At 58.4% G+C, this 18,988-nt stretch carries 22 protein-coding genes and 1 pseudogene; 10 read left to right on the top strand and 13 right to left on the bottom strand.

Annotated elements, in window-relative coordinates:
• Positions 1-3: 3 nt before the first annotated feature.
• The 5 genes from speE to JFT86_RS28855 form a co-directional block, all read right to left on the bottom strand.
• The gene (gene speE, locus JFT86_RS28875; RefSeq protein WP_201239397.1) at positions 4-879 is read right to left on the bottom strand and encodes a polyamine aminopropyltransferase; all 876 of its coding nucleotides are present in this window, start codon (positions 877-879) and stop codon (positions 4-6) included.
• Positions 880-1,115: 236 nt separating this feature from the next.
• Positions 1,116-1,307, bottom strand: coding sequence for a PLDc N-terminal domain-containing protein (locus tag JFT86_RS28870; protein WP_003223221.1), 192 nt, complete (start codon positions 1,305-1,307; stop codon positions 1,116-1,118).
• A 72-nt stretch (positions 1,308-1,379) separates the two neighbouring features.
• Positions 1,380-1,910: a hypothetical protein gene (locus JFT86_RS28865; RefSeq protein ID WP_201239396.1), complete on the bottom strand. Its 531-nt coding sequence runs from the start codon at positions 1,908-1,910 to the stop codon at positions 1,380-1,382.
• Between the two features lie 181 nt (positions 1,911-2,091).
• Positions 2,092-2,610 (bottom strand): ankyrin repeat domain-containing protein, encoded by a 519-nt coding sequence (locus JFT86_RS28860; protein WP_103303806.1) that lies wholly within the window; start codon positions 2,608-2,610, stop codon positions 2,092-2,094.
• A gap of 97 nt (positions 2,611-2,707) precedes the next feature.
• Positions 2,708-4,546: a long-chain-acyl-CoA synthetase gene (locus JFT86_RS28855; protein ID WP_201239395.1), complete on the bottom strand. Its 1,839-nt coding sequence runs from the start codon at positions 4,544-4,546 to the stop codon at positions 2,708-2,710.
• Between the two features lie 381 nt (positions 4,547-4,927).
• Here JFT86_RS28855 and JFT86_RS28850 point away from each other — a divergent pair, with 381 nt between their 5' ends.
• Complete coding sequence (locus JFT86_RS28850; protein WP_129391315.1) at positions 4,928-5,206, top strand: DUF3509 domain-containing protein; 279 nt, start codon at positions 4,928-4,930, stop codon at positions 5,204-5,206.
• 200 nt (positions 5,207-5,406) lie between these two features.
• On the opposite strand, the gene mtnC is transcribed toward JFT86_RS28850, so the two are convergent.
• The 5 genes from mtnC to aroC all read right to left on the bottom strand — a co-directional run bounded on the left by mtnC (position 5,407) and on the right by aroC (position 9,629).
• A complete protein-coding gene (gene mtnC / locus JFT86_RS28845; RefSeq protein ID WP_201239394.1) occupies positions 5,407-6,090 on the bottom strand; it encodes an acireductone synthase in 684 nt (227 codons plus the stop codon).
• 4 nt (positions 6,091-6,094) lie between these two features.
• The gene (locus JFT86_RS28840; RefSeq protein ID WP_102901171.1) at positions 6,095-6,640 is read right to left on the bottom strand and encodes an acireductone dioxygenase; all 546 of its coding nucleotides are present in this window, start codon (positions 6,638-6,640) and stop codon (positions 6,095-6,097) included.
• Between the two features lie 94 nt (positions 6,641-6,734).
• Positions 6,735-7,361, bottom strand: coding sequence for a methylthioribulose 1-phosphate dehydratase (locus tag JFT86_RS28835; protein ID WP_201239393.1), 627 nt, complete (start codon positions 7,359-7,361; stop codon positions 6,735-6,737).
• The gene (locus JFT86_RS28830; RefSeq protein ID WP_201239392.1) at positions 7,358-8,503 is read right to left on the bottom strand and encodes an MFS transporter; all 1,146 of its coding nucleotides are present in this window, start codon (positions 8,501-8,503) and stop codon (positions 7,358-7,360) included. The genes JFT86_RS28835 and JFT86_RS28830 overlap by 4 nt, the downstream gene beginning before the upstream one ends.
• Before the next feature lie 34 nt (positions 8,504-8,537).
• Positions 8,538-9,629 carry a chorismate synthase gene (gene aroC, locus JFT86_RS28825; protein WP_201239391.1) on the bottom strand — a complete coding sequence of 364 codons (1,092 nt, stop codon included), beginning with the start codon at positions 9,627-9,629 and terminating at the stop codon, positions 8,538-8,540.
• Between the two features lie 130 nt (positions 9,630-9,759).
• Between aroC and JFT86_RS28820 the strand changes: the two genes are divergently transcribed.
• Positions 9,760-10,713, top strand: coding sequence for an alpha/beta fold hydrolase (locus tag JFT86_RS28820; RefSeq protein ID WP_201239390.1), 954 nt, complete (start codon positions 9,760-9,762; stop codon positions 10,711-10,713).
• Between the two features lie 99 nt (positions 10,714-10,812).
• Positions 10,813-11,604 carry a hypothetical protein gene (locus JFT86_RS28815; protein WP_201239389.1) on the top strand — a complete coding sequence of 264 codons (792 nt, stop codon included), beginning with the start codon at positions 10,813-10,815 and terminating at the stop codon, positions 11,602-11,604.
• 156 nt (positions 11,605-11,760) lie between these two features.
• Here JFT86_RS28815 and prmB read toward each other — a convergent pair whose 3' ends face one another.
• Entirely contained in the window at positions 11,761-12,669 is a 909-nt protein-coding gene (gene prmB, locus JFT86_RS28810; protein ID WP_201239388.1) for a 50S ribosomal protein L3 N(5)-glutamine methyltransferase, read from the bottom strand.
• Between the two features lie 239 nt (positions 12,670-12,908).
• On the opposite strand from prmB, the gene JFT86_RS28805 reads away from it, so the two are divergent.
• The 3 genes from JFT86_RS28805 to JFT86_RS28795 all read left to right on the top strand — a co-directional run bounded on the left by JFT86_RS28805 (position 12,909) and on the right by JFT86_RS28795 (position 14,593).
• Complete coding sequence (locus JFT86_RS28805; protein ID WP_053118675.1) at positions 12,909-13,499, top strand: cysteine hydrolase family protein; 591 nt, start codon at positions 12,909-12,911, stop codon at positions 13,497-13,499.
• A 141-nt stretch (positions 13,500-13,640) separates the two neighbouring features.
• A complete protein-coding gene (locus JFT86_RS28800) occupies positions 13,641-13,961 on the top strand; it encodes a hypothetical protein (protein ID WP_201239387.1) in 321 nt (106 codons plus the stop codon).
• Positions 13,962-14,035: 74 nt separating this feature from the next.
• Positions 14,036-14,593, top strand: a complete 558-nt coding sequence (locus JFT86_RS28795) for a Smr/MutS family protein (protein WP_201239386.1) — start codon at positions 14,036-14,038, stop codon at positions 14,591-14,593.
• A gap of 150 nt (positions 14,594-14,743) precedes the next feature.
• Here JFT86_RS28795 and JFT86_RS28790 read toward each other — a convergent pair whose 3' ends face one another.
• Complete coding sequence (locus JFT86_RS28790; protein WP_242489586.1) at positions 14,744-15,364, bottom strand: hypothetical protein; 621 nt, start codon at positions 15,362-15,364, stop codon at positions 14,744-14,746.
• A gap of 387 nt (positions 15,365-15,751) precedes the next feature.
• Here JFT86_RS28790 and JFT86_RS29305 point away from each other — a divergent pair.
• The 3 genes and pseudogenes from JFT86_RS29305 to JFT86_RS28780 all read left to right on the top strand — a co-directional run.
• A pseudogene (locus tag JFT86_RS29305) lies at positions 15,752-16,087 on the top strand (site-specific integrase); the annotation flags it as partial.
• 22 nt (positions 16,088-16,109) lie between these two features.
• Positions 16,110-16,655, top strand: coding sequence for a GTP cyclohydrolase I FolE (gene folE, locus JFT86_RS28785; protein ID WP_010456659.1), 546 nt, complete (start codon positions 16,110-16,112; stop codon positions 16,653-16,655).
• Positions 16,656-16,755: 100 nt separating this feature from the next.
• Complete coding sequence (locus JFT86_RS28780) at positions 16,756-17,127, top strand: glutathione S-transferase N-terminal domain-containing protein (RefSeq protein WP_201239384.1); 372 nt, start codon at positions 16,756-16,758, stop codon at positions 17,125-17,127.
• Between the two features lie 158 nt (positions 17,128-17,285).
• Here JFT86_RS28780 and JFT86_RS28775 read toward each other — a convergent pair whose 3' ends face one another.
• Positions 17,286-18,452: a PLP-dependent aminotransferase family protein gene (locus JFT86_RS28775; RefSeq protein ID WP_201239383.1), complete on the bottom strand. Its 1,167-nt coding sequence runs from the start codon at positions 18,450-18,452 to the stop codon at positions 17,286-17,288.
• An 82-nt stretch (positions 18,453-18,534) separates the two neighbouring features.
• Between JFT86_RS28775 and JFT86_RS28770 the strand changes: the two genes are divergently transcribed.
• Positions 18,535-18,981: a MarR family transcriptional regulator gene (locus tag JFT86_RS28770; protein ID WP_201239382.1), complete on the top strand. Its 447-nt coding sequence runs from the start codon at positions 18,535-18,537 to the stop codon at positions 18,979-18,981.
• Positions 18,982-18,988: the final 7 nt, after the last annotated feature.

Below are 18,988 nucleotides of genomic sequence, written 5' to 3'. Positions count from 1 at the left end.
TGATCAGTCGTTGCTTGGCTTATTGACCGCTTGTAGCACGTACTGCGGCAGCGCGAACGCGCCGATGTGGATTTCCGGATTGTAGTAGCGAGTGACGATGCCGCTGCCAATGAAGCGCTGTTGCAGGACTTCACGGCTCAGTTTGCGGTAGGCCGGGTTGGTCGAACCCCAGGCAAACGTCATCGAACCGCCGATGTAGGTCGGTACGGCGGCCTGGTAGAAATGCCAGTCCGGGAACAGGCTGCGCAGGCGACCGGCAGTGGTTTTGACTTCGTCGATCTGCATGAACGGCGTGCCGTTCTGGGTCACGAGGATGCCGCCTTCGTTCAGGCAGCGGTGGCAGGCCTGGTAGAAGTTTTCCGAGAACAGCACCTCGCCCGGGCCGATCGGGTCGGTGGAGTCGGAGATGATCACGTCGAATTTTTCCGTGGTGGTGGCGACGAAACGCATGCCGTCGTCGATCACCAGATTCAGACGCGGGTCGTCGTAGGCGCCCTTGGAGTGGTTCGGCAGGAATTCCTTGCACATGTCGACCACGGTGCCGTCGATCTCGACCATGGTGATGTGTTCGACACCCGCGTGCTTGGTCACTTCGCGCAACATGCCGCCGTCGCCGCCGCCGATGATCAGCACGCGCTTGGCGGTGCCATGGGCGAGGATCGGTACGTGGGTGAGCATTTCGTGATAGATGAATTCGTCGGCTTCAGTGGTCTGGATCACGCCGTCCAGCGCCATCACACGGCCCATGCGCGGGTTCTGGAAAATCACCAGGTGCTGGTGTTCGGTGCGCACTTCGTGCAGCAGTTTTTCCATGCGAAAACGCTGGCCGTAGCCTTCGTAGAGGGTTTCCAGGTACTCGCTGGTCTTGGTGACGGTCATGGTGAAGTGCTCCGATGAATGCGCGGGCGTCGATCGTGAAGACGATTGCCCGGGAAAGGCGCGCATTCTACGTTGCCGAAGATGACAGGTCGAACCTCACGTCATCTGCCGACCACAATCCCTTGTAGGAGTGAGCCTGCTCGCGATAGCTATTCCACAGCCAATGAATCAGTGACTGAAAAAACGCTATCGCGAGCAGGCTCACTCCTACAGGGGGTAAATGCAGTGCTATCAGATCAGATACGCACGTTGCCCCGCGGTCCGGCAATCGCCCAGATGATCAGGCCCAGCACCGGCAGGAGGATGATCAGCAGTACCCAGAGGATTTTCATCCCGGTCTCGGCGCCGCTCTTCAGCACATTAATGATGGCCCAGATGTCGAGGGCGAGAATGATCAGGCCAATCAGACCGTTGAACGTGGAACCCATGGTGTCGCTCCAGAAATAGTGGCATGCACTTTTAGGATAGACGGTCGCGCGCAGGGTTCCCTTTTATTGCGCTCAGACGTGAACGGCGACTTTCAGCGCTTCCAACGATGGTGCAGCGGCGATGCCGACTTCGGCGCACAGCTCCAGCACTCGTGGCACGTCGTTGCCGTAGACCAGCACCACTTGCAGTTCATCGTCGAGCAACTGGCTGAAATTCATCAGCGTGTAGCCACCGTTTTCCTTGTTCAGGCTGCTCATCTGCACCTGGATGCGGTTGAGGGCTGTCAGGGCTTCGGTCTTGGCCAGTTGCTTGGGCTTGAGGTTGAAGTCGACGGTCGGACCGAACGAGGCGACGATCTGCGCGAACAGGTCGACGTAGGTGTCAGCCTGGAACAGCACGGTTTCCGGCAGGCTGCCGACCACTACCCACTCGCCCAGCGTAATCGGGAAGGTGTCGTCGTAGTTGATGTCCGGATTGGCTGTCAGAAAGGCGCCGGCATCGGCGTAGGCTTGTGCGGCTTCGTCGGCCACTTTCAGGATCTCGTCCTCGCCCATGCAGCCGGAGCTGATTTTGCTGATGAGTTCGACGAGTGCGGCTTTCATGAGGGCGGATCCTGTGGCGAAGATGAATTTCGAGGGCGCAAAGGATAGCGCATTCTTCCGCACACCCGACACCTGTGGCGAGGGAGCTTGCTCCCGCTGGGCTGCGTAGCGGCCCTGAAAACTTGCCAGCGCTACGCACTGGAGCGGGAGCAAGCTCCCTCGCCACAGGGAATTACCAATCTCAGGCGAGGAGTTTTTCCAGTTGCGCCGTCGTGTCGACTGCGCCCATGGTCCGGGCCGCGTCCAGCGCGGTGACGCCGTTGGCGTCCTTGGCTTTCGGGTCTGCACCTTTGCTGATCAGGTAATCAACGATTGCCACGCGGTTGAACATCGCCGCCATCATCAGCGCGGTACGACCATCAAACGATGAACCTTCGATCTCGGCGCCCGCCTCGACCAGCGCCTTGACCACCGCCAGGTCGCCCTTGAACGCCGCCCCGGCAATCGGGCTCTGGCCGTTGCCGTTGCGCATTTCCGGATCGGCCTTGTGTTTAAGCAGCACCTGGACCGCATCCACATGGCCGTAATAGCTGGCCAACATCAGCAACGTGTCGCCCTTGCTGTTCTTCAAGTTCACTGGCAAACCGGCCGTGACCAGGCGATCAAGCATCTCGGCATCACCGTCGCGCGCCTTGTTGAAAACCTGCTCGGTGAATTCGGCAGCTTCTTCAGGGGTCATCTGGCGGCTTTGGTCGGACATGGGGCAACTCCACTATCGGTCTATCGGAAAGCCGACAGTTTCCCGAGCAAGACGATAGCTGTCACCCCCTTTTTCTCAAGAGCACTCATAGCCAGAATCAATAACGATGCTTGCCTTGATCGATTTCCGCCAATAACTCATCCGTCACGCGCACGTAGGTGTGAGTACCGGGCAGCCACGCGTAGATCGGATCATCGCCCGTCTGGCCGGGGTCGAAGCCTTCGTTTTTCAGGCGCGTCTTCTGGTATTTGAAGGTGCCGGTGGTTTCCATTTTTACCTTCACCCGCAGGAACAACGGCACTGCATAGGCCGGCATGCGTTCGCGGACAAACGTCAGCAGCTCGGCAAAATCCAGGGTCGCGAGGGATTCAGCCGGCGTGATCGCCGCCATCCCCGCCCGGCCATTGGTATTGCGGATTTCCACGCCATAGGCCACCGCCTCGGAGATGTGTGGGTGTTGCAACAAAAGGTTTTCGACTTCAGTGGTCGAGACGTTTTCCCCCTTCCAGCGGTAGGTGTCGCCGAGTCGATCAACAAATTGCGCGTGACCGAAACCGATGTTGCGCAGCAGATCGCCGGTGTTGAAAAAGCGATCGCCCTTGGTAAACACGTCTTGCAACACGACTTTGGCGGTTTTCTGCGGATCGGTGTAGCCATCCAGTGGTGCTTTCTCGTCGATTCGCGCCAGCAACAGGCCCTGCTCACCCTTACCGACTTTGCGCATGAAGCCGTCGTCGCTGCGCAGCGGCTCGCCACTGTCATGGTCGTAGGCCACCAGCTCCCAGGCCATCAGCGAGAAACCAATGGTGTTGTCGAAATTGAGAATGTTGGTGAAACCAATGTTGCCGTCGCTCGCCGCGTACAGCTCGCAGATGTGGTCAACGGCGAAGCGCGTCTTGAATTCGGCCCAGGCACCAGGACGCAAACCGTTACCAATCATCTTGCGCACGTCGTGATGGCTGTCATCGGCGCTGGCCGGTTGATCGACCAGATAACGACACAACTCACCGACGTAACCGATGGTGGTCGCACGGTAGCGGCGCACGTCGCTCCAGAACTGGCTGGCACTGAATTTACGGCGGATCGCGAAGCCTGAAGCGCCGTTGATCGCCGAGCCCCAGCACACGCAAAGACCGGTGGCGTGGTACAGCGGCAGCGTGCAATAGACGACGTCGTCGGGGCCCATGTTGAGCGCGATCATGCCGAAGCTGGCGGAACTGCGCATCCAGCGGCCGTGTTTGAACACGCCGGCTTTCGGCAGGCCCGTGGTGCCCGAGGTGTAAATGTAGAAACACGGGTCGTCGAAGAACACTTGCTGGCTGCTCGGCGGGTTGTCGCTGGCGGCGTCGGCACTGGCGCTGATCAGATTGACGTAGCCTTCGGGCGCAATGCCCGGATGGCTGTAGGTGTCCTGATCGGCCACGAACCAGGTACGTTGCGCGGCAATCGATACTTGCTCGCGCACCGCCGCAAACGCGGGTAGCAACTCTTCACCAACGACAATCGCTACCGGCGCTACCAGATTCACACTGTGGATCAGCGTGTCGCGCGTCTGCGAGGTGTTGAGCAAGGCGCTGACCGCTCCGACCTTGGCCAGCGCCAGAATGGTCACCAGCAATTCCGGACGATTCTCGATAAACACCGCCACCACATCGCCCTTGCCGATGCCCTGCCCGTTCAGATAGTGGGCGATGCGGTTGGCCCATTGGTTGACCTGCGCATAAGTCAGCATCACATCGCCCTGCAATAACGCCGGGCCCTGTGGATTGCGCAGGGTCGCTTGTTCGAATGTCCAGCCAAGGCCACAGCTTTGGGTCGGATCCGTGACGTTGGCCACCTTCATGCCCTTGACCACCCGCGGGATGGCTTTGGCAATCATCGGCAGTTTGCGGAGCATCATGCCCCAGGTAATCGTGTCGCTTGGCGCGTGACTCATGGAAGCTCCCCGTTCGACCTTGACGTGTGGTCGGTTTTTTATTGTCGGGCTGACACTACCGACGCTTTTTGAGCGAGGGTCGAGTCCGAAAATACGTCAGCGCTTCTCAAGCTGTACACGCGGTTTTTGCAATGTTTTGTATCCGCTGATCAGGCGGGGGCTACAGCGATCCCCGGGTAGGCGATTGGTTCCGTTGAATCGATAACGATCCCGCAAAATGCAGGATGCACGATGGCCATTCATGCAGATTGCACGACAACCTGAAATTCAATAGTTTTTAAGCTATTGATTTATAACGATTTTATTATTTTCAAATGCTGGCACAATCGCTGCAACCTCCTCTGCATGCTTGCCATTCAAGTGCATACGGAGCTGAAAAACATGAGCCTGATCCAAGAAAAATTTACCTCCCTGTTCTCCAACTTCGAAGTCACCACTGCGCCACGTCCCGATGGTGGGATCCTGCTGACCCTGCGCAGCAGCGACGGCAAAGTGTTCAAACGCGCACTGACTTATCAGCAACTACATGCCGGCGACCAACTGTCGTGGGCGATCAGCGCGATTCGTCGTGACCTGGCCGAACAAGCCAGCGAGCTGCCGCAAATTGCCATGCTGCAAAGCCAGCAGCGGTTTGCCCTGCCGACGTATCACTCGCTGTAATTATTAAAACGCTTTAAACAAAACAGGCCGTGGAGCATACGCTTCACGGCCTGTTTTTTTGTATTTCATGTAGGGGCTGCGGCACGCTGCGATCTTTTGATCTTGTGGTTAAAAATCAGGATCAAAAGATCGCAGCGTGCCGCAGCTCCTACAGGGTTTTGTATTGGCAGTGAGGTGGTATTTACCCCTGCACCGGGAAATCAGAAGGCTTCCGGTTCGATTCCGGTGAAGCTGTCGACAGTGACATGTCCCGCCAGCTCCCCGCCCTCGCGGGCCAGGCCGCAGGTTTGCAGGCCGGCCGATTGAGCGGCATCGAGTTCTTCAACGATGTCCGAGAGGAACAGAATCTCCCCCGCTTCAAAGCCAATCGCCTGTTGAATATTCGTGTAGGACTGCGCCTCACGCTTGGGGCCCGACGTGGTGTCGAAGTAACCGCTGAACAGCGACGTCAGATCGCCCGCTTCGGAGCAGCCGAAAATCAGCTTCTGCGCCTGGATCGAGCCGGACGAGTACACAAACAGTTGATAACCCGCGGCATGCCAGCGCCGCAGTGCTTCAACTGCATCCGGGTAAACATGCCCCTTCAACTGCCCGGCGTGATAACCCTGGGCCCAGACCATGCCCTGCAAAGCTTTGAGCGGCGTGGCTTTGCGATCTTCCTCAATCCAGCTCAAGAGAATTTCAACAACCCGTTCAACATCAGCCTGCGGTGCATTGCTGTCACGGCGCACGGCGTCGAGTTGCTCGGCAACATCGGCGCGGTCGGCATTCTGCCGGACGAAATCCGGCAGGTGTTTGGCGGCGTAGGGAAACAGCACGTCGAAGACGAAACTCACCGCGCTGGTGGTGCCTTCGATGTCGGTGACGATGGCTTTGATCGACATCGGCTCAGTCCTCCAGGCGCGGGAAGCGACCGGCGATGTCTTCGCCAGTGAAGTTGGCAACCCAGCCTTCCGGGTTGTTGAACAGACGGATCGCCACGAAATGCGGATGCTCACCCATGTCGAACCAGTGCTTGGTGCCGGCGGGTACGGAGATCAGGTCGTTCTTTTCGCAGAGCACGGCGTAGACGTAATCGTCGATGTGCAGGGTAAACAGCCCACGGCCGGCGACGAAAAAGCGTACTTCGTCTTCTCCATGCCGGTGTTCTTCGAGGAACTTGGCGCGCAGTTCGGCTTTTTGCGGGTGGTCGCTGTTGAGGCTGATGACGTCGACGGTGATGTAACCGCGCTCGGTCATCAGTTGGTCGATCTGCTCTTTGTAAGCGCTGATCACTTCTTCCTGAGTGGCACCCGGCTGGATCTTCGCGGCGGCTTGCCAGCGGTCGAAACGCACGCCCTGCTCGGCCAAGGTCGAGGCGATGTCTTCGAAATGGGTCAGCACCTTGTTCGGAATGTCAGGGCTGGAAACGTGATAGACGGACAGGCTGCTCATTGGGGCAATTCCTCGGTATCGGCCTTGCCGTCCGGTTCTTGCAGACCGGTCGGGCACAGCATTTCATCAGGCAAATGGGCTACTTCTGGTGAAGTCAGCCTTGGCGGTTCATGACGCTGCGGGTTTTCAACTCGCATTCAAACAGAAATTCGAAAGCCTCGATCTGGCGCAGCGCGTCGTTCATCTGCGCGCCCCAGGTGTAGAGGCCGTGGCCGCGAATCAGGTAACCGACGCAATCAGGATGGGCGTCGAGCCAAGGCTGCACCTTGGCGGCGAGGCGCGCAATGTCCTGATCGTTGTCGAAAATCGGCACACGCACCCGGGATTCGTGAGTCGAAATGCCGCTGAAGGCTTTTTGCAGTTCGTAGTCTTCGAACTCGATAAAGTCTTCCGGGGTCAGGCGCGACAGCACCGTGGCGTTGACCGAATGGGTGTGCAGCACGGCGCCGATTTCCGTGCGCCAGCTGTAGAGCTGGGTGTGCAGCAGGGTTTCGGCGGACGGTTTTTTGCCCGGCTCCAGGCTGTTGCCCGACAGATCGGTGGCGAGCACATCGTCCAGACCCAACTGGCCCTTGTGCTTGCCCGACACGGTCAGCAACGCTTCGCTGGCCGACAGGCGCGTCGAATAATTGCTGCTGGTGGCCGGCGACCAGCCGCGACCGTAGAGAAAACGCCCGGCGTCGACGATTTGCTGGGCGAGTTGTTCACGCGTAAGGCTCATGGCCTGTCCTCTTGCATACGTGTGGCAATGATAACGGCAGCAGCGAGCGCCGCGAGACTGGCAATACTAAAGGTCAATGTCGCGCCGAGGGCGTTCCAGCTGTAGCCGGAATACAACGCACCGAGCGCGCCGCCGGTGCCGGCCAAGGCTGCGTACAGCGCCTGGCCCTGACCTTGCTGGCGTGCGCCAAAACTACGTTGCACGAAGGCGATGGCCGCGGCGTGAAAACTGCCGAAGGTCGCCGCGTGCAAAATCTGCGCAAACAACAGCACCCACAGGAACTCGGCGAACGAACCTAGCAGCAACCAGCGCAGGGCCGCCAGCAGAAAACTCGCCATCAGCACCCGGCGCAGGGAAAACCGCGCAAGAATCCGGCTCATCGCCATGAACATCAGCACTTCGGCGACCACGCCCACGGCCCAGAGCATGCCGATCGTGCCGCGCGTGTAGCCGAGTCGTTCAAGGTGCAAGGTCAGAAAGGTGTAATACGGGCCGTGGCTCATCTGCATCAGCGCAACGCAGCCGTAAAACGCCAGCACGCCGGGGCTGCGCAGTTGTTTGAGAAAGCCCTCGCCGCTCGGCCGATTGCCTTGCGGCGGTTGCGCGTTCGGCACCCAGAGACTGCTGAGGACAATGCCGGCCATGATCAGCACCAGTGCCGCCGGGTAGATATCGAGGCTGAGCCATTCGAACAGACGACCGAGCACGACCACGGTGATGATGAATCCGATCGAGCCCCACAGACGGATCTGGCTGTAACGCGACGTCTGGCCCTGCAAATGCGCGAGGGTGATGACTTCGAATTGCGGCAGCACCGCGTGCCAGAAGAACGCGTGCAAGGCCATGACCATCGCCAGCCAGGCGTAGGTCTTGCTGACGAAAATCAGCGAGAAGGTCAGCAATGTACACACCGCACCGAAGCGCACGATGGCCAGGCGTTTGCCGGTGTAGTCGCCGAGCCAGCCCCAGATGTTCGGCGCCACGCAGCGCATCAGCATCGGAATGGCGACGAGTTCGCCGATGCGCGCGGGGCTGAATCCGAGGTGATCGAAGTACAGCGCCAGAAACGGCGCTGTCGACCCGAGCAAGGCGAAATAGAACAGATAGAAACTGGACAGTCGCCAGTAAGGGAGCGCCGCCACGCCGGTTATGCCGCGACGGCTTTGAGGCCTGCCATTACAGCTGACCCAGCACCGGCGTGCTCACGCGCACATCGGCGTTCTGACCACGGTGACGCAGCAGATGATCCATCAGCACAATCGCCATCATCGCTTCGGCAATCGGCGTGGCGCGGATACCCACGCACGGATCGTGGCGGCCCTTGGTGATCACGTCGACCGGATTGCCATGGATGTCGATCGAACGGCCCGGGGTGGTGATGCTCGACGTCGGTTTCAACGCCAGGTGCGCAACGATTGGCTGACCGGACGAGATGCCGCCAAGGATGCCGCCGGCATTGTTGCTGAGGAAACCTTCCGGGGTCATTTCATCGCGATGCTCGGTGCCGCGCTGGGCAACGCAGGCGAAACCGGCGCCGATTTCCACGCCTTTGACGGCGTTGATGCTCATCAGCGCATGGGCCAGTTCGGCATCGAGGCGGTCAAAAATCGGCTCGCCAAGGCCCGGCATCACGCCTTCGGCAACTACGGTGATCTTTGCCCCGACCGAGTCCTGATCGCGGCGCAACTGGTCCATGTAGGCTTCCAGCTCCGGGACTTTGTCCGGATCCGGGCTGAAGAAGGCGTTTTCTTCGACCGAGTCCCAGGTCTTGAACGGGATTTCGATCGGCCCGAGCTGGCTCATGTAGCCGCGAATGACGATGCCTTGAGTGGCCAGAAATTTCTTCGCAATCGCACCGGCCGCCACCCGCATCGCGGTCTCACGCGCCGAACTACGGCCGCCGCCACGGTAGTCGCGTTCGCCGTATTTGTGGTGGTAGGTGTAGTCGGCATGCGCCGGGCGGAACAGATCCTTGATTGCCGAGTAGTCCTTGGACTTCTGGTCAGTGTTGCGGATCAGCAGGCCGATCGAGCAACCGGTGGTGCGCCCTTCGAACACGCCGGAGAGGATTTCGACTTCGTCGGCTTCCTGGCGCTGGGTGGTGTGACGGCTGGTGCCCGGCTTGCGGCGATCGAGGTCGCGCTGCAGGTCTTCGAGGGAAATCTCCAGGCCCGGCGGGCAGCCGTCGACAATGGCGACCAACGCCGGACCATGGCTTTCGCCAGCGGTGGTGACAGTGAACAACTTGCCGTAGGTATTGCCGGACATGCAGGACGCTCCGTGAAATCAAACCCAAATTCGTGATGCGCGCCAGTATACGCAGGCTAACCGAGTAGTTCATCCTCGAACCTTAGTGGTGCTGGTGAGTCCAACCGGCACCTTGGCGAATGATGGCGTGATGATGCTGCGAGTTTTGATTTTGAGTCTTACCCTCTTTACTGGCTTTGCCCAGGCGACAGTCCTACAGCGCCCGGTTTCTTTGGATACCGGCACGGGCGAACTTTTCGGCTCACTGTTGCTGCCAAAATCCGACAACCCGGTACCGGTTGTCCTGATTATTTCTGGCTCCGGTCCTACGGATCGTGACGGAAACAACCCCGACGGCGGGCGCAATGACAGCCTGAAACGGCTGGCGTGGGTGCTGGCCAAACACAACATCGCCAGCGTGCGTTACGACAAGCGCGGCGTGGCCGCGAGCCTGGCGGCGACACCGGATGAGCGCAATTTGTCGGTGGACGCCTATGCCGCCGACGCGGTGGCTTGGGGACAAAAGCTCAAGGCTGATCCGCGTTTCGGCAAACTTATCGTGCTTGGGCACAGTGAGGGCGCACTGATCGCCAGCCTCGCCGCGCCAAAACTCGATGCGGCAGCGGTGATTTCCCTCTCCGGCAGTGCCCGCCCGGTCGATCAGGTAATCCGCGAGCAACTGGCGCGCAGCCTGCCACCCGCGCTGATGTTGCGCAGTAATGAATTGCTCGACAGCCTCAAGGCCGGTCACACCGACGACAACGTGCCGGCGCCGTTGCAGGTGATTTTCCGCCCGAGCGTGCAGCCGTATCTGATTTCATTGTTCCGTCAGGATCCGGCTAAAGCCTTCGCGCAATTACAGATGCCGGCACTGATCGTCCAGGGCACTAACGACATTCAGGTCGGCACCGAAGACGCGAAGCTGCTCAAGGCTGCCAAACCGGACGCCAAACTGGTGGTGATCGAAGGCATGAACCACGTGATGCGCATCGTGCACAACGACATGAAGCGGCAATTGGCCTCCTACAAGGATCCGAATTTGCCACTGGCGGCAGAACTCGGCTCACAAATCATCGAGTTTATTGACGGACTTCGCACCCGTTAAACGGTGTTTGCCCTCTAGTCTTGCAGGAAACGGCCGATAAGCCTTTGTCGCCAGCGTCTCGGCTGGCGACAAGCAGGGCTTGGACAGGATCTCGCCGTTATGACTGATACCCAGACTTCACCCGACACCACCGCTGAAAAAGACGCACCGCCAGCGGTCGAGCTGCCGTGGGCGGATGTCCACGTCGAGCACCACAAGATGCTCCGCCTGGCCCCGCTGCAAACCGACCGCCACACCGGTGGACGGCCGCTGCGTTTTGTCGAGTTCGGTTACGCCGAGCGCCACAGCAAAGAACACAGCCTGATGCGCATGGCAATCAAATTGCCGAGCCAGCGGGTGCGCAAAGAACAGAACCATCTCGATGTCTGGGCCGATCACACCACCAAACGTGTGCATTTCGGGCCGGACAGCGGCTTGCAGATCGAACCGTTGAATCGTGGCATCGGCCGTTTCATCGCCGCGCAAGGCATCAACTGGGCGAAAAAACGCTGGCCGACCTACACCGTCGACGGCATGGACTTGAACAACAAGGACGCGCTGAACGAAGACACTCGCCTGCGCCGCGATCATTTTTTGCGCGTGCATGGCTTTGATGTGGTTTACGCAGACGCCCAGCATTTGAAGGGCAGCATCAAAGACGTACAGGTCGGTGATCTGCTCGGTGACTGGAACAGCGAGAAGCTGCAGATCGTCGAGATTCTTGAAGCGGCGCAGATGCTCCAGCAGGCCGAGCAGAACCTGGCTGAGCAGGAAGTGAAACTGAAGAAGCAGGAAGATAAAGTCAGCAAGTTCAAGCGGGAAGACGCTGGGCTGCGCTTTACGATTACCTGTCTGGTGGCGTTTGCGGTGTTTCAGGCGGGATTGTTGATCTGGATTGCTACGCACCGCTGACTTCAGCGATGACCTGTGGCGAGGGAGTTTGCTCCCGCTCGGCTGCGAAGCAGTCGTAAATCATGCATATGCGGTGTGTCTGGCTCACCATCACTGCATGTTTTGGGTCTGCTCCGCAGACCAGCGGGAGCAAGCTCCCTCGCCACATAAATCAGGTCAGACGCGGGAAGCGAACAGGGCTTGGTGGTTGCGGCACTGCTCCGCTGTCAGCATGAACACGCCATGCCCGCCGCGCTCGAATTCGAGCCAGGCGAAGTCGACTTCCGGGTACAGCGCGTCAACGTGCACCTGGCTGTTGCCCACCTCGACAATCAGCAAGCCCTTCTCGGTCAGATGATCCGCCGCTTCAGCCAGCATCCGGCGCACCAGGTTCAGACCATCGTCACCGCAAGCCAGACCCAACTCGGGTTCGTGTTGATATTCGTCCGGCATGTCGGCGAAATCTTCCGCATCGACGTAGGGCGGGTTCGACACGATCAGGTCGAAACGCTGTCCCGGCAGACCATCAAAGCCATCGCCCTGCACGGTATACACACGCTCATCGACACCGTGGCGCTCGATATTTTGATTGGCCACTTCCAGCGCTTCGAACGACAGATCGGCCAGTACCACTTCGGCGTTCTGGAACTCGTAGGCGCAGGCGATACCGATACAGCCAGAGCCGGTGCACAGATCAAGAATTCGCGCAGGCTCGGTACCAATCCACGGCGCAAAGCGGTTTTCAATCAGCTCGCCAATCGGCGAACGCGGGATCAGCACACGATCGTCGACGATGAACGACATGCCGCAAAACCACGCCTCGCCCAGCAGGTAAGCGGTTGGAATGCGCTCTTCGATGCGGCGTTTGAGCAGACGCTGCAGGTTGACCAGTTCGTCGTCTTCCAGCGCGCAGTCGAGATAGCTGTCGGCGATTTCCCATGGCAGGTGCAATGCACCGAGCACCAATTGTCGGGCTTCGTCCCAGGCATTGTCGGTGCCATGGCCGAAAAACAGATCCTCCCCATGGAAGCGGCTGACGGCCCAACGGATGTGGTCGCGCAGGGTACGAAGTCGGGAAGTGATCACGGGGCAGAACTCCTGAAAAAACGACTGGCGATTCTACCAGCCAAAACGCGCCACGACGACGCAGGAAAAATACCGGCGCGACAGTAGGAGCTTTCTGTTTTATGCGACAGCTATTGAACAGAACGTGTAACTTGACAAGGCTGCAGGCCAGTAACGACGGTGCCTACGATGGTAGCGATTCACAGAACCGCTCAGCCAGAGGACAATGTCGCAAAAGCCCCACCCCAAGGAGCCCCAGAATGTCCGTTCCAAAAACGATGTTTCAACTCAGCGGTCGCGGTTACGCAGCGGCCACGTTGAGCCATGCCACCGTGGTCATCATCGATGCCCAGAAAGAATATCTCAGCGGCCCGCTGGCCCTGAGCGGTATGGACGCGGCTGTCGCGAACATCAAACAAGTGGTTGCCGCAGCCCGCGCAGCCGGTCGGCCGATCGTGCACGTGCGCCACCTCGGCACCGTCGGTGGTCTGTTCGACCCGCAGGGTGAACGCGGCGAGTTCATCCCCGGCCTTGAACCGCAGGGAGACGAAACCATCATCGGCAAATTGCTGCCGAGCGCTTTTCATGGCACCGAGTTGCTCGATCGTCTACAAAACCTTGGCTCGCTGGACCTGATCGTCTGTGGTTTCATGAGCCACTCCAGCGTCAGCACCACCGTACGCGCGGCGAAAAACCTCGGTTTCCGTTGCACCCTGGTTGAAGACGCCTGCGCCACCCGTGACCTGCCCTTCAAGGGTCGCGTGCTCAGTGCCGAACTCGTGCAGGAAGCCGAAATGGCGATCATGGCCGACAACTTCGCCACCCTCGCACTGACTCAAGATCTGATCTGATCGGCTCAGATCAAACACTGGGGAGCGGCTCACAGCGCCGCTCATCCGCAAAGTCCTCTCATTTGCCGCAAATGCCATAGCCTCAGGAACAACACGGTCAACTCCCGGTCGAAGGGCCGATACCCATTGAGGAAGGTCGGAATGAAGTTATCCGATGGATTTGACGCACGCCGCTTGCGGCCCAAAGGCCAAAGCAATTGGCGTTTTCGTTTCGGCGCGGCGATCGCCGCCATTCTGGCGACGTTCGGCGTACTGCTGGCGATGGCCGGTGCCGCCAGCCTGCTCGGGCACCCGCCGGCACTCGGCGATTTGAATGCCACGCCGATGGGTTCGGCGATCATTCTGGCGGTTGGTTTGTTGTTTCTGTATTTCGGCGTCGCCCTGTGGCGTCGCTGCCGCCGTCGCGCACGGCAATCGCGGGAACTGAACATGTCCCCGCACCTGATGAAAAAACACGACTGAATCACCGGCCTGGCTTTTTGCCGGGCCGTTTTGTTTCGACTTGGGTAAACTGGCCGCCCTTCGCGGAGGCTGACATGCAAGACGACGATTTTTCCCTGTTCAAAAGTGCGATCCAAGGCGTCAAGCCGATCAAGCACGACCGCGCCGAGACCGGCAAACCCAAGGCTGACCGCGCCCGGATCGCCAAGCTGCGCCAGTCCGCCACCGTGCGCACCGATGCCACCACCGTTGACGGTCTGTCCGATCAATTCGTGATCGACGTCGGCCCGGAAGACGAGTTGATGTGGGCCCGCGACGGGGTGCAGGAAAGCCAGATGCGCAAGCTCAAGGTCGGTCAGATTCCGTTCGAAGGCAGCCTCGACCTGCACGGCATGAACGTCGAAAAGGCCCGGGAAACCCTCTGGGCGTTTCTCGCTGAAGCAACCAAATTCGAAATTCGCTGTGTACGCGTCACCCACGGCAAGGCGGTGCGCCTTGACGGCAAGCGGCCGATGATCAAAAGCCACGTCAACACCTGGTTACGCCAGCACGCGCAGGTGCTCGGTTTCTGCTCGTGCCAGGCGAAACATGGTGGTGCCGGCGCGGTTTACGTGATGCTTAAACGCACCATGATGGAAGGTCGCGACGAATAATCGCGTTATACCGTACTTGCAGGGTCGTCGTTTCTACTACCACTGCCCAGCGGTTTGACGGCTGGGCTATGGCGATCCTGCGATCCTTTCCCTCAACTTAAGGCAGTCGGCTTTGCACCGACTGCCAGCGCTAGACTAGATAACCGAGATTCAATGAGTGACAGGCGACAGCGCATCGTTTGCTGACGATGAGGGCACATAAACTGAATTGCTCTGCTCATGTTCCTCTTGGTAAGCCTTTTCGATGCGATACGTAAGTTCTTCTTCAAGGTTGTCATAGTCGACGTTTTTGCCGTCCTCATCGCGCAGACCACCATAGTTGAACACTACAAGATGCTTACGAAAGCCTTTACCCTTACGCGCACTTGGCATTTTGAAAAAGATCTTCCACCGGCTGTCATTGAAGTTCGGCAGGGTGTCAGCCTTTTCGGCAATGATATGAAGTACCGTATTGAGTTGCATCTGAGCTATCCCGCTGTACGATTCGACCTCTGTGGCTTCAATCGATGTGTAGGGGACCAACCCATCAGCATTGAAAAACCAGATGCCCTTGTCCTTGAGGATCATCAAAGTTTGCGAACCGGCTTTCCGGTTCAGCCAAGCCATGCCCAGGTACCATACCGAACACACTAGCAGTAGTGCAGCGATTCCATTGGACTCCATACGGAACCCCTGGATGGCCATTGCCAAGAATACAACTCCACCCAGTAAAGCTCTCACAGGCACGCGGCGACGCTCTGTGAACGCCATATCATTGATTGAACCTTCCATGACTTTCCTTTGGCTAACAGGTGCGAAAATCGCATCCCGGTAATGCAAAAGGCCCTTTCGGGCCATCGTTTTTTATGAACCTTTCCATCAAGTTTTCTTGCCTTCCGGATGCCCAGGCTCAGCCTCGATACCCAGCTGCTTTCAACTTCCTTACAGGGTATAGGTCGACCTGTGGCCTTTCCGGATACATCACCAATCATCGTTTTTTTGCGATTTTACTCGATAAAATCGCTTACGTGAGATAACGACTCTTCCACGTCTTCTTCATGGATAAGCTCCTGGACGAATTCCATAAAGTCCGAACACATTTGCTTCACGAAATCAGTTTGCTTTTCTTTAGTTCCAGGGTCACTACCGAAGCTATCGGTGCTTCTGCAGAGCCCTCGCAAACGCGCCGAATCACCCGACGTGCTCCCGCCAACCAAGAACCTTGAATTCACTCACCCGCCGAGTGTGACCGACAAACACTTCCAGGCCGCACTGACCGAATTGGGGATTCGCGCCCGCCGGCCATACAACTGCCGACACACATACGCTACCATGTGCCTCATGGCGGGTATGAACCCTGCGTTTATTGCCACTCAGCTCGGTCATAGCGTTCAGATGTTGCTATCGACTTACGCCCGATGGATCAATTCCAGCACCGATTGGGATGAACTCGGTAAGCTCGAAAACAGCTTGATTGGTACAAAATTGGTACAGGCAGAAACAGTACCCCTCTGAAACCCTTATGGAATCAGCCCCTGTGACACTGGAACAGAATTACACCGCGATCCTCGGCCAATTGGGCGAGGACGTCTCCCGCGAGGGCCTGCTCGACACGCCGAAGCGTGCCGCCAAAGCCATGCAGTACCTCTGCCGCGGTTATGAACAGACGCTCGAAGAGGTCACCAACGGTGCCCTGTTCAGCTCCGACAACAGCGAAATGGTGCTGGTCAAGGACATCGAGCTGTACTCGTTGTGCGAACACCACCTGCTGCCATTCATCGGCAAGGCGCACGTCGCGTATATTCCGAGCGGCAAAGTGCTGGGCCTGTCGAAGGTCGCGCGCATTGTCGACATGTATGCACGTCGCCTGCAGATTCAGGAAAACCTCAGCCGCCAGATCGCCGACGCTGTTCAGCAGGTGACCGGCGCGCTGGGCGTTGCCGTGGTGATCGAGGCCAAGCACATGTGCATGATGATGCGCGGTGTCGAGAAGCAGAATTCGTCGATGATCACCTCGGTGATGCTCGGTGAGTTCCGTGAAAACGCAGCGACTCGCAGCGAATTCCTCAGCCTCATCAAGTAACTCGCAACAGAAAAAATCGGCGTTGATCGCCGGTTTTTTTTCGCCCGTGAAAATCGGGTAAGCTGCGCGCCTTCTTCAATGTCCCTGTGAGGCTTGTAACGTGTTCGTCAAAGCGCTTCGTGTCGGCCTCGGCCAACTGGTTATCTTCATCGATTTCCTCACCCGTCCGGGCAAGAAAAAACGCCCCGCCACCGCTCAGGCCCAAGTGGACGCTGCGGCGAAGGATCTGACCCTTTATCAGTTCCATGCCTGCCCGTTCTGCGTGAAAACCCGCCGAACCTTGCGTCGCTTGAATGTGCCGGTGGCACTGAAGGATGCGAAGAACAACGAACAGGATCGTCAGACCCTGCTGGAGCAAGGCGGCCGAATCAAGGTGCCTTGCCTGCGCATTGAAGAGAATGGGCAGACGACCTGGATGTATGAGTCCAAGGTGATCATTGATTATCTGGATAAGCGGTTCGCGGCGGTCTGATGTTTTTGTATCGGGGCTGAAGGCCCTATCGCGAGCAGGCTCACTCCTACACTTGGAACGCATTCCCCTGTAGGAGTGAGCCTGCTCGCGATGAGGCCCTTCATTCAGTACAAATTCAGACAAAAATAAACCGGCCCTTAAGCCGGTTTATTTGTTTTTCAGGCCGCTTTTTCCATCTGCGCCTGGTGAACCACCGCCGCCAGTCGTTTGAGCCCCTCATCCAGCCGCGCCGGGTCGATGTGGCTAAAATTCAAACGCAGATGCCCGAGGTTTTTATCCGGCTCCGGAAAGAACGGCTCACCCGGCATGAACGCCACATCATTGGCCAACGCTTGGTTGAGCAATGTCCGCGTATCCAGCGGCTGCTTCAACGTCAGCCAGAAAAACAACCCACCCTGCGGCACATTCCAATCGGCCAGATCGGCAAAGTGCGTCTCCAGCGCCGCTTGAAAGCCGTCGCGCCGCTCACGGTAGAAACCGCGCAACTCACTCAAATGCTGCTGATATTTCTCACTGCCGATCCACTGCAACGCCTGCCACTGACCTATGCGATTGGTGTGCAGATCCGCCGATTGTTTGAGTTTGAGCAGGTGCGGAAACAGGTCAGGGCTGGCAATCAGGTAGCCGACACGCAAACCCGGCAACAAGGTTTTCGACACGGTACCGGTGTAGATCCAGCTGGATTTCTTCAAGCGTCCGGCAATCGGTTTGGCGCTGCCGCCGTCGAAAGTCAGTTCGCGGTAGGGCTCGTCTTCGATCAAAGTGACGCCGAATTCATCGAGCAACGCCGCCACCGCTGCGCGTTTTTCCTCGCTGTAGCGCACGGCTGACGGGTTTTGAAACGTCGGAATCAAGTAGATGAACGCTGGGCGATGCTGCTCCAGACGGCTGCGCAATTGCGCCAGGTTCGGGCCATCGGACTCTTGCGGCACGGTCAGGAAATCGGCACCAAACAACTGGAAAATCTGCAGCGCGGCGAGATAGGTCGGCGCTTCGAGCAGGATTTCCGTGCCCTTGTCGATGTACAGCTTGGCCGCCAGATCGAGGGTCTGCTGCGAACCGCTGACCACCAGCACCTGACTCGCCTGACAGTCCAACCCAAGCGCCCTCGCCTCCGCTGCCAGCGCTTCGCGCAATGCCGGTTCGCCCTCGCTCATGCCGTACTGACCAAGGGACAGCGGCATGTCGGCCCATTCGACTTTCGGCAGCATGGCTTCGGCGGGCAGCCCGCCCGCAAATGACATCACTTCCGGACGCTGGGCCGCGGCGAGGATTTCACGGATCAAAGAACTTTTAAGGCGCGAGACACGTTCGGAAAAAGCCATGGAGGTCACCGGTAGCGAGGCGAATGAAAAATGAGTCAAACTGGTTGACTGAAACTACGACAGCTTGAGCGAGTACGTCAACATGCTTGACCTTAAAAACCCCGGCAGTCAGCAACAAGCCATGGAAGCGTTTTTCTTCGGCTATCAGGCGTTCACCGCCAAGGCTGATGAAATGCTTGAGCGCCGTGGCTTGTCCCGAGTGCATCAACGCATCGTGTTTTTCATCGCCCGGTATCCGAATTTGAGCGTCAAGGAGTTGCTGGCCTTGCTCGGGGTAAGCAAGCAGGCGTTGAACATGCCGTTGCGGCAGTTGCAGGAAATGCATCTGGTCGAGAGCGTGGCGTCGCAAGCCGACAAGCGCAAACGGCTGCTGGAACTGACGACCGAAGGGGCGAAGTTTGAACAGGCGTTGCGACGTGAGCAGGTGAAGTTGCTGGAGCGGGTATTTGCCGAGGCTGGGGAAGCAGCGGTGAATGGCTGGTTGGCGGTGAATCTGGCGTTGGGGAACAGTCAGGCGCAACTCGATTGACAGGGGT

The organism is Pseudomonas sp. TH06 (genome assembly GCF_016651305.1).
GTDB lineage: Bacteria > Pseudomonadota > Gammaproteobacteria > Pseudomonadales > Pseudomonadaceae > Aquipseudomonas.
Note: the sequence above shows the minus strand (reverse complement) of the source record. Positions and strands in the feature narration are given on the sequence as shown.

What these genes read in the sequence shown, in the direction of transcription:
- speE (WP_201239397.1), bottom strand. Translation starts at nt 879, where the DNA reads ATGACCGTCACCAAGACCAGCGAGTACCTGGAAACCCTCTACGAAGGC.
- JFT86_RS28870 (WP_003223221.1), bottom strand. Translation starts at nt 1,307, where the DNA reads ATGGGTTCCACGTTCAACGGTCTGATTGGCCTGATCATTCTCGCCCTC.
- JFT86_RS28865 (WP_201239396.1), bottom strand. Translation starts at nt 1,910, where the DNA reads ATGAAAGCCGCACTCGTCGAACTCATCAGCAAAATCAGCTCCGGCTGC.
- JFT86_RS28860 (WP_103303806.1), bottom strand. Translation starts at nt 2,610, where the DNA reads ATGTCCGACCAAAGCCGCCAGATGACCCCTGAAGAAGCTGCCGAATTC.
- JFT86_RS28855 (WP_201239395.1), bottom strand. Translation starts at nt 4,546, where the DNA reads ATGAGTCACGCGCCAAGCGACACGATTACCTGGGGCATGATGCTCCGC.
- JFT86_RS28850 (WP_129391315.1), top strand. Translation starts at nt 4,928, where the DNA reads ATGAGCCTGATCCAAGAAAAATTTACCTCCCTGTTCTCCAACTTCGAA.
- mtnC (WP_201239394.1), bottom strand. Translation starts at nt 6,090, where the DNA reads ATGTCGATCAAAGCCATCGTCACCGACATCGAAGGCACCACCAGCGCG.
- JFT86_RS28840 (WP_102901171.1), bottom strand. Translation starts at nt 6,640, where the DNA reads ATGAGCAGCCTGTCCGTCTATCACGTTTCCAGCCCTGACATTCCGAAC.
- JFT86_RS28835 (WP_201239393.1), bottom strand. Translation starts at nt 7,361, where the DNA reads ATGAGCCTTACGCGTGAACAACTCGCCCAGCAAATCGTCGACGCCGGG.
- aroC (WP_201239391.1), bottom strand. Translation starts at nt 9,629, where the DNA reads ATGTCCGGCAATACCTACGGCAAGTTGTTCACTGTCACCACCGCTGGC.
- JFT86_RS28820 (WP_201239390.1), top strand. Translation starts at nt 9,760, where the DNA reads ATGATGCTGCGAGTTTTGATTTTGAGTCTTACCCTCTTTACTGGCTTT.
- JFT86_RS28815 (WP_201239389.1), top strand. Translation starts at nt 10,813, where the DNA reads ATGACTGATACCCAGACTTCACCCGACACCACCGCTGAAAAAGACGCA.
- JFT86_RS28805 (WP_053118675.1), top strand. Translation starts at nt 12,909, where the DNA reads ATGTCCGTTCCAAAAACGATGTTTCAACTCAGCGGTCGCGGTTACGCA.
- JFT86_RS28800 (WP_201239387.1), top strand. Translation starts at nt 13,641, where the DNA reads ATGAAGTTATCCGATGGATTTGACGCACGCCGCTTGCGGCCCAAAGGC.
- JFT86_RS28795 (WP_201239386.1), top strand. Translation starts at nt 14,036, where the DNA reads ATGCAAGACGACGATTTTTCCCTGTTCAAAAGTGCGATCCAAGGCGTC.
- JFT86_RS28790 (WP_242489586.1), bottom strand. Translation starts at nt 15,364, where the DNA reads ATGGAAGGTTCAATCAATGATATGGCGTTCACAGAGCGTCGCCGCGTG.
- JFT86_RS28775 (WP_201239383.1), bottom strand. Translation starts at nt 18,452, where the DNA reads ATGGCTTTTTCCGAACGTGTCTCGCGCCTTAAAAGTTCTTTGATCCGT.
- JFT86_RS28770 (WP_201239382.1), top strand. Translation starts at nt 18,535, where the DNA reads ATGCTTGACCTTAAAAACCCCGGCAGTCAGCAACAAGCCATGGAAGCG.